At 48.8% G+C, this 13,964-nt stretch carries 14 protein-coding genes; 7 read left to right on the top strand and 7 right to left on the bottom strand.

The window, feature by feature from the left end:
- Positions 1-97: 97 nt before the first annotated feature.
- Positions 98-1,189 (bottom strand): redox-regulated ATPase YchF, encoded by a 1,092-nt coding sequence (ychF, locus tag M988_RS11250; protein ID WP_004090378.1) that lies wholly within the window; start codon positions 1,187-1,189, stop codon positions 98-100.
- A 134-nt stretch (positions 1,190-1,323) separates the two neighbouring features.
- Entirely contained in the window at positions 1,324-1,914 is a 591-nt protein-coding gene (gene pth / locus M988_RS11245; RefSeq protein WP_008813268.1) for an aminoacyl-tRNA hydrolase, read from the bottom strand.
- A gap of 314 nt (positions 1,915-2,228) precedes the next feature.
- Here pth and ychH point away from each other — a divergent pair, with 314 nt between their 5' ends.
- Positions 2,229-2,501, top strand: a complete 273-nt coding sequence (gene ychH, locus M988_RS11240) for a stress-induced protein YchH (RefSeq protein ID WP_008813269.1) — start codon at positions 2,229-2,231, stop codon at positions 2,499-2,501.
- Positions 2,502-2,564: 63 nt separating this feature from the next.
- Here the strand turns inward: ychH and M988_RS23265 are convergent, their stop codons facing one another.
- The 4 genes from M988_RS23265 to lolB all read right to left on the bottom strand — a co-directional run bounded on the left by M988_RS23265 (position 2,565) and on the right by lolB (position 5,458).
- Positions 2,565-2,699, bottom strand: a complete 135-nt coding sequence (locus M988_RS23265; protein ID WP_262984610.1) for a hypothetical protein — start codon at positions 2,697-2,699, stop codon at positions 2,565-2,567.
- Between the two features lie 14 nt (positions 2,700-2,713).
- Positions 2,714-3,661 (bottom strand): ribose-phosphate diphosphokinase, encoded by a 948-nt coding sequence (gene prs, locus M988_RS11235; protein WP_008813270.1) that lies wholly within the window; start codon positions 3,659-3,661, stop codon positions 2,714-2,716.
- Positions 3,662-3,968: 307 nt separating this feature from the next.
- A complete protein-coding gene (ispE, locus tag M988_RS11230) occupies positions 3,969-4,841 on the bottom strand; it encodes a 4-(cytidine 5'-diphospho)-2-C-methyl-D-erythritol kinase (protein WP_061060115.1) in 873 nt (290 codons plus the stop codon).
- Positions 4,838-5,458 (bottom strand): lipoprotein insertase outer membrane protein LolB, encoded by a 621-nt coding sequence (lolB, locus tag M988_RS11225; protein ID WP_004090357.1) that lies wholly within the window; start codon positions 5,456-5,458, stop codon positions 4,838-4,840. Before lolB ends, ispE begins: the two co-directional genes overlap by 4 nt.
- Before the next feature lie 245 nt (positions 5,459-5,703).
- Here lolB and hemA point away from each other — a divergent pair, with 245 nt between their 5' ends.
- From hemA to kdsA, 6 genes are all read left to right on the top strand, one after another.
- Positions 5,704-6,981, top strand: coding sequence for a glutamyl-tRNA reductase (gene hemA, locus M988_RS11220; protein ID WP_008813272.1), 1,278 nt, complete (start codon positions 5,704-5,706; stop codon positions 6,979-6,981).
- 37 nt (positions 6,982-7,018) lie between these two features.
- Complete coding sequence (gene prfA, locus M988_RS11215) at positions 7,019-8,101, top strand: peptide chain release factor 1 (protein WP_004090353.1); 1,083 nt, start codon at positions 7,019-7,021, stop codon at positions 8,099-8,101.
- A complete protein-coding gene (gene prmC, locus M988_RS11210; RefSeq protein WP_064574150.1) occupies positions 8,101-8,943 on the top strand; it encodes a peptide chain release factor N(5)-glutamine methyltransferase in 843 nt (280 codons plus the stop codon). Before prfA ends, prmC begins: the two co-directional genes overlap by 1 nt.
- 53 nt (positions 8,944-8,996) lie before the next feature.
- A complete protein-coding gene (locus M988_RS11205) occupies positions 8,997-9,395 on the top strand; it encodes a SirB2 family protein (protein ID WP_004090348.1) in 399 nt (132 codons plus the stop codon).
- Positions 9,392-10,201, top strand: coding sequence for an invasion regulator SirB1 (gene sirB1, locus M988_RS11200; RefSeq protein WP_004090346.1), 810 nt, complete (start codon positions 9,392-9,394; stop codon positions 10,199-10,201). The genes M988_RS11205 and sirB1 overlap by 4 nt, the downstream gene beginning before the upstream one ends.
- Before the next feature lie 166 nt (positions 10,202-10,367).
- Positions 10,368-11,222, top strand: a complete 855-nt coding sequence (gene kdsA / locus M988_RS11195; protein ID WP_004090343.1) for a 3-deoxy-8-phosphooctulonate synthase — start codon at positions 10,368-10,370, stop codon at positions 11,220-11,222.
- Between the two features lie 106 nt (positions 11,223-11,328).
- Here kdsA and dauA read toward each other — a convergent pair whose 3' ends face one another.
- The gene (gene dauA, locus M988_RS11190) at positions 11,329-13,035 is read right to left on the bottom strand and encodes a C4-dicarboxylic acid transporter DauA (protein ID WP_008813274.1); all 1,707 of its coding nucleotides are present in this window, start codon (positions 13,033-13,035) and stop codon (positions 11,329-11,331) included.
- Positions 13,036-13,964: the final 929 nt, after the last annotated feature.

Here is a 13,964-nt window from a genome sequence, read left to right as displayed (position 1 = left end):
CATCATGAAAATAAAAATCCACGCAATTGCATGGATTTTATAGGTTTTCTTGATTCCCATGAGATTTGATGAAACCTCATGAGGCAACAGGTTTTATTTAGACGTTGAACAGGAAGTTCATTACATCGCCATCTTTAACGATGTAGTCTTTGCCTTCTGAACGCATCTTGCCGGCTTCTTTCGCGCCTTGTTCACCTTTGTAGGTGATGAAGTCATCGAAGGAGATGGTTTGAGCGCGGATGAAGCCTTTTTCGAAGTCGGTGTGGATCTTACCTGCTGCCTGTGGGGCGGTCGCACCTACAGGGATCGTCCATGCTCGTACTTCCTTCACGCCAGCGGTGAAGTAAGTTTGCAGATTCAGCAGTTCGTAACCCGCACGGATTACGCGGTTTAGACCGGGTTCTTCCAGACCCAGCTCGGCCATGAACTCATCACGGTCAGCGTCATCTAGCTCAGCGATATCAGATTCAACCGCAGCACACACAGCAACGACGACAGAACCTTCTTTAGCCGCGATTTCACGCACGGTGTCTAAGTATGGGTTGTTTTCGAAACCGTCTTCGTTAACGTTAGCGATGTACATGGTTGGTTTTAGCGTCAGGAAGCTGAGGTAGCGGATAGCCGCTTTGTCTTCGTCAGTTAAATCCAGCGCACGCAGCATGCCGGCGTTTTCCAACTGCGGCAGGCATTTTTCGAGCGCAGCAAGTTCAGCTTTTGCGTCTTTATCTCCGCCTTTTGCTTTTTTCTGGACACGATGCATGGCGCGTTCACAGGTGTCTAAGTCAGACAGTGCCAATTCGGTGTTGATAACATCGATATCTTCAGCAGGATCGACTTTATTATTCACGTGAATGATGTTGTCGTTTTCAAAACAACGCACAACGTGGCCAATGGCTTCGGTCTCACGGATGTTAGTCAGGAATTGGTTACCTAGACCTTCACCTTTGGATGCCCCTTTCACCAGACCTGCAATATCAACGAATTCCATGGTAGTTGGCAGGATACGCTGTGGTTTTACGATCTCAGCCAGTTTATCCAGACGCGGATCAGGCATAGGAACGACGCCGGTGTTCGGTTCAATGGTACAGAACGGGAAGTTTGCTGCTTCGATACCCGCTTTGGTCAGCGCATTGAACAGAGTGGATTTACCAACGTTTGGCAGGCCCACAATACCGCATTTGAATCCCATGTGTTATCACCTTAACTTATTGAATATCAACAGCTATATTTTAGCATGTCGAAGAAATTAGAAATTATCCGCCAATTATACACGCAAAGTGCCTTTTTCTCGAATCATCCCGCGTTAAAAGGCGCGTGGAGTAATCAGCAAGGGGTTGCTTTGAAACCATTCATGCGAGCCATTGCGCGATCGATACCTTCTTTCAACAGCACCTCGGTGCAGCGCAGTGCCTCGTCGATAGCGTCATCGATCAGTGGCTGTTCGCTGGCTAAAGGTTTACCCAGTACAAAGCCGACAACCTTGTTTTTATCGCCCGGATGACCAATGCCAATGCGTAGGCGGTAAAAGTTTGGGTTATTACCCAGTTTGCTCTGAATGTCTTTTAGCCCATTATGGCCGCCGTTACCGCCGCCCAGTTTTAATTTGGCAACGCCCGGAGGAAGGTCTAGCTCGTCGTGGGCAACCAAAATCTCATCGGGCTGGATGCGATAGAAAGTGGCTAAGGCCGCAACCGCTTTGCCGCTTAAGTTCATAAACGTGGTTGGTACCAGTAGACGTACATCATTACCCGCCAGATTGAGGCGTGCGGTATAGCCATAAAACTTGCTTTCTTCTTTCAGTGACTGGCCGTTGCGCTCAGCCAGTGCATCGACGAACCACGCCCCTGCGTTATGACGGGTTTGCGCGTACTCCGCGCCTGGATTAGCAAGGCCGACAATTAGTTTGATAGTCACGTTCAGTTCCACGTATCAGAGAAGAAATTCAGCCGCGCATTTTACCCCTATGGGGCGGGAATGCAAAAACTAGGCGCTAAGGTTATCCCAGAGATAAAAGAAGATAATGGGTTGGATAAATAATAAGCTAGCTACATACTTTAAAGTGTTAAAGCTTATGTAAAATTAACGTAAAGAAAAATAAGTGAAAAAGCACAAATTGTGATGTGTGGCGCAATAACCATACGTGATATGAGTCTATACTTTAAGCATAAGGAAAGATTGAACGCCGTTAGGCGTAACACATAAAGTGTTTTAACTTGAGGAGGTGATATATGAAACGTAAAACTGCCATGAGGCTCGGTAACGTTTTTATGGGGTTAGGCCTAATCACCATGGTGGGAGGCGTAGGTTACTCTGTGCTGGCCCAGTTACCTCAGCTTAATCTACCTCAGTTTCTCTCTCACGGTGCCGTAATGAGTATCTTCGTTGGGGCGCTGTTATGGCTGGTTGGCGCGCGTATTGGTGGTCATGAACGTGTCGCCGATCGTTACTGGTGGGTTCGCCACTTTGATAAACGCTGTAATCGTAATACTCGTCATTCTTAACCTTTCACAAACGGTTGTGTTAAATAATAAGATCGTGTTTAAGAACAAGTTAGTTATTAAGGTTTAGTGCTTACCATTATTGATATTAAAGCGATTGAAATTAAAACGCCGCAATGCTTTCGCAACGCGGCGTTTTTTTGTTTGCGTCCTACCCAGTGCAAACAAAAAACGGCGGATTGCTCCGCCGTTTTGCTGCATGTTGAACGAGTTTCTTAGTGTTCGAACATTGCAGAGATAGATTCTTCATTGCTGATACGGCGGATAGCTTCAGCCAACATGCCAGACAGTGTCAGGGTGCGAACTTTCTTCAGCGCCTTGATTTCGTCAGACAGAGGGATGGTATCGCAGACGATGATTTCATCAATAACAGAGTTTTTGATGTTGTCGATCGCATTGCCGGAGAAGATAGGGTGGGTTGCGTAGGCAAACACACGTTTTGCACCACGTTCTTTCAGTGCTTCAGCGGCTTTACACAAGGTGCCACCGGTATCGATCATATCGTCAACCAGTACGCAGTCACGACCCGCAACGTCACCAATAATATGCATAACCTGAGAAACGTTAGCACGAGGGCGACGTTTATCGATAATAGCCATATCAGTATCGTTGAGCAGCTTAGCGATTGCGCGAGCACGAACCACGCCACCGATGTCTGGTGAAACCACGATTGGGTTTTCCAGATTCTGTTGCAGCATATCTTCCAGCAGGATCGGGCTACCGAATACGTTGTCTACCGGCACGTCGAAGAAGCCTTGAATCTGTTCAGCATGCAGGTCCACGGTAAGAACGCGGTCAACACCTACGCTTGACAAGAAGTCAGCCACTACTTTCGCAGTGATTGGCACACGAGCAGAACGCACACGGCGATCCTGACGGGCATAGCCAAAGTAAGGAATAACGGCGGTAATGCGGCCTGCGGAAGCGCGGCGCAGTGCATCAACCATAACAACCAGTTCCATCAGGTTATCGTTGGTGGGTGCACAGGTGGACTGGATGATGAAAATATCACCACCGCGTACATTTTCGTTGATTTGTACGCTCACTTCGCCGTCGCTAAAACGACCTACAGCGGCGTCACCAAGGCTGGTGTACAAACGGTTGGCAATACGTTGTGCTAGTTCCGGGGTAGCGTTACCAGCAAAAAGCTTCATATCAGGCACGAGAAGAACCTCAGGCTTGCGTCCAGAGAAGTTGGTAGTACAGACACGTTAAACAGGGGGCGGTGATAGCGTGCTGCATTACCCTACGGGTGTTTCAGAACTCAAATATTCCTCGATATTGAGGCTGTTCGTATTACCGACAGCCTCAATGGCGGTGAATATGTCTAAGCTCTCTTCATTTGCCAAACAAGACAAATGGCCGAGTCAAAACGTGGCTACTTGCGCTAAATTGTGCTCATAGTTCGCGCTATCAACGTGTATCAGAAATCCCGAAGGCGTTTCGAACGATGCACATCAAACGTAAAAATCATTTTACGGACTCAATAAACTCTGAGCGGACAAGGTGTAACGGTGAAGTGTTAACGCCACGCGCAACAAAACCCTTGATCCACTCGGGGGCTTTGCTAAGCACCTGAAGGGCAGAAGACTTGGTGTCAAATTCAGCAAACACGCAAGCACCTGTGCCAGTCAGACGCGACGGCGCGTATTGTAACAGCCATGAAATGACCTGTTCAACCTCACGGAAACGTTTTCTTGCGGTAAGTTCGCAATCATTTGCGTACGGAATGCGGAGAAGTTCCTGCAAAGACCGTACCGGAGAGTCTCTTTTCAGCTCCGGATCGCCGAAGATCGCGGGGGTAGGAATATTTACGCCGGGGTGTGCAACAAGATACCATTTTTCTTCAGGATGTGCGGGATGTAACAATTCCCCAACACCTTCTGCAAAAGATGCAAAGCCATTAACAAAAACAGGTACATCTGCACCAAGCGTTAAACCGAGCTTGGCCAATTCATTATCGCTAAGATTGGCTTGCCACAGCGTGTTTAAGGCGATGAGTACGGTAGCCGCATCGGATGAGCCTCCACCAAGCCCGCCGCCCATTGGGATTACTTTTTCCAGCGCGATATCCGCGCCGCAGTGGGCAAATCGTTCAGGCAGGTTATCTCGCAACAGTTTGGCGGCACGAATAATCAGGTTTTGGTCGTTAGGTACACCGTCGATCGGCGTGAGCAAATTTAGCTGACCATCCTGACGTGGCGTAATGGCGAGTTGATCGCTGTAATCCAGAAATTGGAACAGCGTCTGCAGATTATGATAGCCGTCGGGACGACGGCCAGTGATATAGAGAAACAGATTCAGCTTGGCGGGCGCAGGCCAGATGCTGGTGGTCGAAATCATTTTTGCAGCGTCCAATTATCCATTTTCAGTTTAATGCGTTGATCGCCCTGAGTTATTTCCAATTGGGCTGGCAGTGATGGCTGGGTGTCGGCATCATACTTCAGATAGTTCACTTTCCACGTCAGGCCATCTTTGCTGTAGGTCAGGTCTTGTAAGCGATATTGGCTATCAAGGGTGAAGTCAGTCGCATCGCCCGGTAGCCCTAGCATCCATAGACGCAGACTTTGCAGCGGGATCTGCATACCGGTCAGTTTACGAATCATGTCATCTGCGTTGTCGCTGACGTAACGCTTGCCTTTGTTATCGGTAAGCTGAACAACGCCGGGGATGACGTTGAGTTCCATCTCAGTGCTGCCCAGTGGGTTGGTTAACAGCAGGCGATAGCGCTCAGGTGCACTCTGTTGCCAAAAGAAGCGGGCATATACTTTTTGCTTATCGGAAAGATAGGCAAAAGCACCGCGAGTTTGGTACTCGGCAATTTTTTGTACCTGAGATTCATGCTCGCGCCACTGTGGTGCCGTTGGACTACCCGCTGGGCCTTTATGTTGAGTGGTGTTACAAGCGGCCAATAGAACGCAGCTAAGCGGCAGTAATTTAAGCAATTTTGATTTTTGCATTGGTTTGTCCGTTCTGATTCTCGGGCGTGGTGCAGAGAATGATAATTGCGGGTAACGCTAGCGGTCTTATCTGACAGCGTCAATGCTTTCTGCGTGTTCGATCGCAAATATTAAGGGTAAAAGACCCAGAAATTGATTCAATAAGATACATCCCCATTTCGTGTGGCTTTTATTGATCTCGCGCATCAAGTAGAATGTCCGTATAAATAAACCAAAATGAAAGACTTTCTATTCGACGATTTGTCATGAGCCTGCTTGCACTTGGAATCAATCACAAAACCGCGCCGGTAGCACTTCGTGAGCGGGTGACGTTTTCACCCGAAACGCTGAATCATGCTATTGAAAGCTTACGCCAGCAGCCACTGGTGCAGGCTGGCGTTGTGCTGTCTACGTGTAACCGCACCGAGCTGTATCTCAGCATGGAACAGCCCGAGGATTTGCAGCAGCAAGATTTGCATAAGCAGATCGTCGACTGGCTGTGTGCGTATCACAAACTTCCCCCAGATGAAGTTAACAAAAGCCTCTATTGGTATCAGGATAATGACGCCGTCAGCCATCTGATGCGCGTTGCCAGCGGGTTGGACTCTTTGGTTCTCGGTGAGCCTCAGATTTTAGGTCAGGTGAAAAAGGCCTATACGGAATCTCAACGTGAGCAGTCAATGTCTGCTGACCTTGAGCGTCTGTTCCAAAAAACCTTCTCGGTCGCTAAGCGAGTACGTACTGAAACCGACATTGGTGCCAGTGCGGTATCTGTCGCCTTTGCGGCCTGTACGTTGGCGAGGCAAATATTTGAGTCACTTTCTCAGGTAAATGTGTTGCTGGTTGGCGCAGGTGAAACCATCGAACTGGTGGCACGTCATCTTCGTGAACATAAAGTGCGGCATATGATGATTGCTAACCGCACACGTGAGCGCGCACAGGTGTTGGCGGATGAAGTTAACGCTGAAGTAATCACGCTGCCTGAAATCGATGAACGCTTAGCTGAAGCGGATATCATTATTAGCTCGACGGCCAGTCCACTGCCGATTATCGGCAAGGGGATGGTAGAGCGAGCGCTGAAGTCTCGCCGCAACCAGCCAATGCTGTTTGTGGATATCGCTGTTCCGCGTGATATTGAGCCGGAAGTCGGCAAATTGGCCAACGCCTATTTGTATAGCGTGGATGACTTGCATTCGATTATTCAAAGTAATCTTGCCCAGCGTAAAGCGGCAGCCGTTCAGGCTGAGCATATTGTGCAGCAGGAAAGTGCTAACTTTATGGCTTGGCTACGAGCCCAAGGCGCGGTGGAGACTATCCGAGATTATCGCTCACAGGCCGATCAAATGCGCGCGGAAGCTGAAGCTGAAGCCTTAGCGGCGATAGCGCAGGGCGCAGACGTAGAATCCGTTATCCATAAATTGGCGCATCGGCTGACCAATCGTTTGATTCATGCACCAACCAAATCCCTCCAGCAGGCCGCGAGTAACGGCGACATCGAAAAATTGCAGGTGTTGCGTGATAGTCTCGGACTGGATCAAAATTAGTTCCTCTTATTTATTACATATAGGTAAATAGCCACGAATGAAGCCTTCTATCGTTGCCAAACTAGAAGCATTACAAGAGCGTCACGAAGAGGTGCAGGCGCACCTCGGAGATGCCGGAGTGATTGCCGACCAAGACCGCTTCCGCGCGCTGTCTCGCGAGTACGCACAGTTGACCGACGTCACCCGTTGTTTCCAGACCTGGCAGCAGGTACAGGAGGATTTATCCACGGCGGAAATGATGCTCGACGATCCCGAAATGCGCGAAATGGCGCAGGAAGAGATTGCTGAAGCGAAAAATCAAATCGCCGATCTGGAACAGCAGCTACAAATTCTGCTGTTGCCGAAAGATCCCGATGATGAACGTAGTTGCTATTTAGAAATCCGTGCCGGAACCGGCGGCGACGAAGCCGCGTTGTTTGCCGGTGATATGTTCCGTATGTATAGCCGTTATGCAGAATCTCGACGCTGGAAAATCGAGGTGATGAGCGCCAACGAAGGTGAACATGGCGGTTACAAAGAGATCATTGCCAAAGTGATTGGCGATGGGGCATATGGCCGTTTGAAGTTTGAATCGGGTGGACATCGCGTTCAGCGTGTTCCTGCGACCGAATCTCAGGGGCGTATTCATACCTCGGCCTGTACCGTTGCCGTGATGCCTGAGATTCCAGAAGCCGAGTTGCCGGATATTAATCCTGGTGATTTGCGAATCGATACCTTCCGTTCCTCCGGGGCTGGTGGACAGCACGTTAACACCACCGACTCCGCGATCCGTATTACCCACTTGCCAACCGGTATTGTGGTTGAGTGTCAGGATGAACGTTCTCAGCATAAGAACAAAGCGAAAGCGTTATCCGTGCTGGGCGCGCGTATTCGTGCTGCCGAAATGGCGAAGCGCCAGCAAGAAGAGGCATCAACGCGCCGCAATCTGCTGGGCAGCGGTGACCGTTCAGATCGTAACCGCACCTATAACTTCCCGCAGGGGCGTGTTACTGACCATCGCATCAACCTGACGATTTACCGTCTGGATGAAGTGATGGAAGGCAAACTGGATTCCCTGATCGAGCCTATTGTTCAGGAATATCAGGCTGACCAGTTGGCTTCACTGTCTGAGCAAGACTAATGCGATTTGACCAGTGGCTAAAACAGGCGGTTGAACGATTGCGTGCCGGCGAAAGCCCCAAGCGCGACGCCGAAATCCTTCTGGGTTTTGTCGCTGGTAAAAGCCGCAGCTCTATTTTGGCGTTTGGTGAAACCGAGCTCACGCCAGAGCAAGTTCAGCAGTTAGAACTGCTGTTGGCAAGGCGCGAACGCGGCGAGCCAGTAGCCTATCTGCTTGGCGAGCGCGAGTTTTGGTCGCTACCGCTAGAAGTTTCGCCAGCAACGTTGATCCCTCGTCCTGACACTGAGTGTCTGGTGGAGAAAGCGTTGGCGCTCCTGCCTGTCGCCGCGTGTTCGGTGCTCGATCTTGGCACCGGCACTGGCGCAATCGCGTTAGCCCTTGCTAGAGAACGGCCTGATTGCCAGTTTGTTGGCGTTGACTATTCGGCCGATGCGACAGCGTTGGCCTCGCGTAATGCCTCGCGTTTAAACCTTACTAACGTCACATTTGTTACCGGAAGCTGGTATGACCCCGTTGGCGCTCAGCAATTTGCGTTGATAGCCAGTAACCCGCCTTATATTGATGAATCCGACCCGCATCTCTCGCAGGGGGATGTCCGTTTTGAGCCTGCCAGTGCGTTGGTTGCACCGGAAAATGGCCTCGCTGATTTGCGCCATATTGTGGAATATGCCCCCGATCATCTTATTGAGGGGGGATGGCTTATCATGGAGCATGGTTGGCAGCAAGGAGAGGCTGTGCGCCAGTTGCTTAAAACGCGCGGATTTACTGACGTGGTTACGGAGAAGGACTACGGCAATAATGATCGTATTACGTTAGGACAGTGGCACGCTTATTCACCGTAAAATGCGTCAACATCGCGCTCGACGCCGTAAAATAATAAAAGAAGAGGAAACGTATGGAAGCTTATATTGGGATTAAACATCTGCACCTGTTGACGGTGGCGATAAGCATCGTGTTATTCATTCTGCGTTTCTTCTGGAAATGGCGTAATTCCGCTATGATGGAGCGTCGTTGGGTGAAGATAACGCCCCATGTGAACGATACCGTACTCTTTGCTACGGGTATCGCATTAGTGTTTATCACCCACTTCTATCCTTTTACCCCGCAGGGGACGTGGCTGACGGAAAAACTGGTCGGTGTTATTATTTATGTGGTGCTCGGCTATGTTGCTTTGAGCAAACGACCACGTAGCCAAAAAGTAAGGTGTTTTGCTTTCGTAGCGGCACTCGCGTGTATGTATTTAATTATTAAACTGGCAATGACGAAAATGCCGTTGCTGATGGGGTATGTATGAGTTCCATAGCTGATTTTGAGTTTAACCGCTTCCCGCTGAGCGAAGGGGTTATTCTGGTTTCTCAGACTATACGTCGTGATTTTCCTGCCGATACAGTGCGCGAGTCGTTGCAGCAACTGTCTGAGCAGGCGCTGGCGCATATTGATGCGGAACTGGATCAGGATCAGAAACTTGAGCAATTTATCGATCTCTTCTTCAATGAGTGGGGATTTGGCGGCGTAGGCGGCGTGTACCGCTTATCCGATGCATTGTGGCTCGATAAGGTACTGAGTTCTCGCCAAGGGACGCCAGTTTCTCTGGGGATCGTGTTTCTGCATATTGCCCATCAACTTGATTTGCCGTTGCAGCCAGTGATTTTCCCGACCCAGCTGATTATGCGTGCGGATTGGTTAGACGAAGAGATGTGGCTCATTAACCCGCTAAACGGCGAAACGTTAAATGAACATATGCTGGAAGTGTGGCTGAAAGGCAATCTCGGTTTGATGGCCAGTCTTGAAGATACGGATTTCGACGAAGCTGAAAACAGCATGGTAGTGCGTAAAATGCTGAGTACGCTGAAAGCGGCGCTGATGGAAGAGAAACAGATAGAGCCCGCATTACGTGCCTGTGAGGCCTTGCTGGAGTTCGATCCTGAAGACCCCTATGAAATTCGCGATCGCGGGCTGATTTATGCCCAGTTAGATTGCAACCACATTGCTGTTTCCGACCTCAGCTACTTTGTAGAACAATGTCCTGAGGACCCGGTTTCTGAGGTTATCAAGGTACAGATACACTCGATTGAGCAGAAAAATATCGTTCTGCACTGAGTGATTTTATTTTCTACCCTGTGCGCGAGAACAATGCGCGTGGGCTTTAAATTGGTTATTTTGCCTCCACTTATCAATATTAATTATGCCAGAAGTTTTGTTGCGGCTGTGGCACAGCGGCAAAGCTGAAAGGTATACACGGTTACTTGAATATTAAGGCGCAAGCATGAAACAGAAAGTTGTCAGCATTGGTGATATCAAAGTCGCGAACGATCTGCCGTTCGTTCTTTTCGGTGGTATGAACGTGCTGGAGTCGCGTGATTTAGCGATGCGTATCTGTGAGCACTACGTTACCGTTACTCAAAAACTGGGTATTCCTTACGTCTTCAAGGCTTCTTTTGATAAAGCCAACCGTTCTTCGATTCACTCTTACCGTGGCCCAGGCTTGGAAGAGGGAATGCGTATTTTCCAAGATATCAAACAGGCGTTCGGCGTTAAAATCATCACCGACGTTCATACTCCAGAACAGGCTCAGCCTGTGGCTGATGTGGTTGATGTAATTCAGTTGCCAGCATTTTTGGCTCGCCAAACCGATTTGGTTGAAGCGATGGCGAAAACGGGTGCGGTTATCAACGTCAAAAAACCACAGTTCTTAAGCCCAGGCCAGATGGGTAACATCGTTGATAAGTTTGAAGAAGGCGGCAACGATAAAATCATTCTGTGTGACCGTGGCGCTAACTTTGGTTACGACAACCTGGTTGTGGATATGTTGGGCTTCGGCGTGATGAAAAATGCGTCCAAAGGCAGCCCAGTGATTTTTGACGTGACTCACTCACTGCAGTGCCGCGATCCGTTTGGCGCTGCGTCCGGTGGCCGTCGTGCTCAGGTGACCGAACTGGCTCGTTCTGGTATGGCGATTGGTTTGGCGGGTCTGTTTATTGAAGCTCATCCAGACCCAGCCAATGCGCGCTGTGATGGCCCCTCTGCGCTGCCGCTCGATAAGCTTGAGCCGTTCTTGGTTCAGATGAAAGCGATTGACGATCTAGTGAAAAGCTTCCCAGAGTTAGATACGTCTAACTGATAGCTGTTTTGGCGATTTAGCTTTGCAGCTAAATCCCACGGTATAAAAAATAGAAAAGGCACGCCGTTGAGCGTGCCTTTTTTACATCTCGTGAAGTAGGGCAGAATTATAAGCTGGCTGAGTCGTTCAAATGTTTAACGGCTTCAGGCAACGTTGAGAAGAATGCCAATTTGCCTGCGATTGGTGCGATGCGGGCACGTGCAAACGTTTTTAGCGGCTGGAATGGGATATCAGTAATCACCAGTTGCTTACCTTCCGGCAGTGCATCGACAAAGCGTTGGAAGGCGTTGAGCCCACCGGCATCCAGTACGGGGACGGCATCCCATTGCATCACAATCGTGTTGTAGTTTTCGCTTTGTTCCAGCAGTTCGCTGAAAATACGTTCGGCAGCGGCAAAGAACAGCGGTCCACTGACACGTAACATAAGCGTCGAGGTTTCAACGGATTCACTCAACACGCTCAGGCGCGTCATCCGTGCAATACGGCGCATGAACAACAGTGATGCCAACACAATTCCGACGGTAATCGCAATTACCATGTCAAACAACACCGTAAGTGACATACACATCAGCATGACAATGATGTCGTCTTTGGGCGCTCTGCGCAGTAGATAAACGACTTTATGTGCTTCACTCATGTTCCATGCCACCATTAGCAGCAGCGAGGCCATGGCTGCCAGCGGTAAGAATGATAACCACGGCGCCAAGACGAGAAGGGCGAGGATCACCAGCAGTGAGTGTATGACGGCAGATATGGGTGATGTTGCACCGGCACGAACGTTAGCTGCCGAGCGCGCAATGGCCGCAGTAGCAGTAATGCCGCCAAAGAATGGCGCTGCAATATTCCCTAAGCCTTGCCCAATCAGCTCTCCGTTAGAATGATGTTTTTTCCCTGTCATACCGTCGAGCACCACGGCACATAATAGTGATTCAATGGCTCCTAGCATTGCCATGGAAAAGGCGGCAGGCATCAGCGCGGTGAGTGTTTTCCACGATAGGTCAATAGGCTGACCAGTACCCGACGGTAAATTCCACGGTAGAACAAACTGTGGCAGAATCGGCGGAATGCCTTGGCCTTGGGTGCCGTCGGCGAGTAGATAGCTAAAACGAGAGCCTATGGTAGCAACATGAGTATCGAATAGGGCAAAGATACCCATCACCGCAGTTCCTGCGAGCAGCGCGGGCAAATGACCCGGTAAGCGTAATCCCAATTTGGGCCAGAAAACCAGAACCGCCAACGTTGTTGCGCCGATCAGGGTGTCTGCCCAACTGATGGTGGGCATCGCTTGCGCCAGTGCAGCGACTTTCATTAAATAGCTTTCTGGAACGTGTTCCAGATGCAAGCCAAAGAAATCTTTGATTTGCATGGTACCAATGGTAATGGCAATCCCCGAGGTAAAACCAAGCGTGACTGACAGAGGGATGTACTCAATCAGGCGACCAAATCTGGCCATCCCCATTAGCAACAAAAATACCCCTGACATCAGAGTGGCAAGCAGAAGTCCTGAAAGGCCAAACTGTTGTGATACAGGATAGAGAATGACGACGAACGCCGCCGTTGGCCCTGAAACACTAAAGCGAGAGCCGCCGCTTAACGCGATGACGATGCCCGCTACTGCGGAAGTATAAAGACCGTACTGTGGCGGGACGCCACTGCCGATGGCGAGAGCCATCGCTAAAGGTATGGCGATGATACCAACGGTAATACCCGCAATAATATCTTTGACGAAGCGCTGGGCGTTATACGGTTCACGCCAGCAGGCTTCTATCAGCGCGCTAAACGGCATGATGCCGTTAATTTTATGCGTTTTCATTATGCAAATTGTTAGCTAGTGACCTAGCTCCATAAGAAAGGATCAAGTACTACACCATCGACGCAAGGCCGATGGACTCCCACTGGTGACAAAATGGGTACAATCTTGGTACACCCCAAGTTTGCGTCACTTATATCAGGCTAGCATCTCAAATTATGCGTAACATAATCACGGCGATAACAGCATTAAGCCTGTCATTCCCATCCTAATTGAAATTATGCTGTCGACTATGCTCGCTAGCCGACTGACATCACGTCAATTATTCGGGGTATTGCTAAATGAAGCAGAATCTCAAAGAAGGGCACAATTTCTAACCACTGTTTTCATCAGGCAAAACGTTTAATTCCTGAATCAACCACCATCGATGCAAGTTTACACTCTGTTGAGGTAGATTACTTTGACTAAAGTCTATAACGGCCTCTTATGGGGTAAAAAGCCTCTATTTTTCAGCCCTGCGGCGAATGATAAAACGATGTTGAGTGCGAGGGGAGGATGCAACGGTTAGACTCGAATTTCCACCTTAAAGTCAGGTATTTGATATTAGACTGGCTTAATAATGATGTTACATATTAAGAAAAGAGGTGTGTTTGTGGTTATAAGCCCATTTTGATAATAAACCAAACGCTATTTTTCTGTTAGCTAACTCATTGTTTATCATGCGATTAGTTTTTCTTATTTAAAATTCATATATCATTTTTCATTTTTAATGAAATATTCACGTTTACTATCATTTTTGTGGACTGTTTATTTTTATTTTGGTTTTTGCTAGATTCCCTAACTTATCTTTTTGCATTTTTATTATTTCTTTAGGGAGCGTTTGTCTATGGATTATTCTTTGTCATCGAAGATGTTTATTCTTTTTATATTTCTATCTTTAGTTTTAAGTTTATCAGCACTAACGTATATATTAACTCATTAAAAAATTAGCA

The organism is Hafnia paralvei ATCC 29927 (assembly GCF_001655005.1).
Taxonomy (GTDB): Bacteria; Pseudomonadota; Gammaproteobacteria; order Enterobacterales; family Enterobacteriaceae; genus Hafnia; species Hafnia paralvei.
Note: the sequence above shows the minus strand (reverse complement) of the source record. Positions and strands in the feature narration are given on the sequence as shown.

What these genes read in the sequence shown, in the direction of transcription:
- hemA (WP_008813272.1), top strand. Translation starts at nt 5,704, where the DNA reads ATGAGCCTGCTTGCACTTGGAATCAATCACAAAACCGCGCCGGTAGCA.
- M988_RS11205 (WP_004090348.1), top strand. Translation starts at nt 8,997, where the DNA reads ATGGAAGCTTATATTGGGATTAAACATCTGCACCTGTTGACGGTGGCG.
- ychF (WP_004090378.1), bottom strand. Translation starts at nt 1,189, where the DNA reads ATGGGATTCAAATGCGGTATTGTGGGCCTGCCAAACGTTGGTAAATCC.
- dauA (WP_008813274.1), bottom strand. Translation starts at nt 13,035, where the DNA reads ATGAAAACGCATAAAATTAACGGCATCATGCCGTTTAGCGCGCTGATA.
- M988_RS23265 (WP_262984610.1), bottom strand. Translation starts at nt 2,699, where the DNA reads ATGCAGCAAAACGGCGGAGCAATCCGCCGTTTTTTGTTTGCACTGGGT.
- ispE (WP_061060115.1), bottom strand. Translation starts at nt 4,841, where the DNA reads ATGATTTCGACCACCAGCATCTGGCCTGCGCCCGCCAAGCTGAATCTG.
- kdsA (WP_004090343.1), top strand. Translation starts at nt 10,368, where the DNA reads ATGAAACAGAAAGTTGTCAGCATTGGTGATATCAAAGTCGCGAACGAT.
- sirB1 (WP_004090346.1), top strand. Translation starts at nt 9,392, where the DNA reads ATGAGTTCCATAGCTGATTTTGAGTTTAACCGCTTCCCGCTGAGCGAA.
- prfA (WP_004090353.1), top strand. Translation starts at nt 7,019, where the DNA reads ATGAAGCCTTCTATCGTTGCCAAACTAGAAGCATTACAAGAGCGTCAC.
- ychH (WP_008813269.1), top strand. Translation starts at nt 2,229, where the DNA reads ATGAAACGTAAAACTGCCATGAGGCTCGGTAACGTTTTTATGGGGTTA.
- lolB (WP_004090357.1), bottom strand. Translation starts at nt 5,458, where the DNA reads ATGCAAAAATCAAAATTGCTTAAATTACTGCCGCTTAGCTGCGTTCTA.
- prmC (WP_064574150.1), top strand. Translation starts at nt 8,101, where the DNA reads ATGCGATTTGACCAGTGGCTAAAACAGGCGGTTGAACGATTGCGTGCC.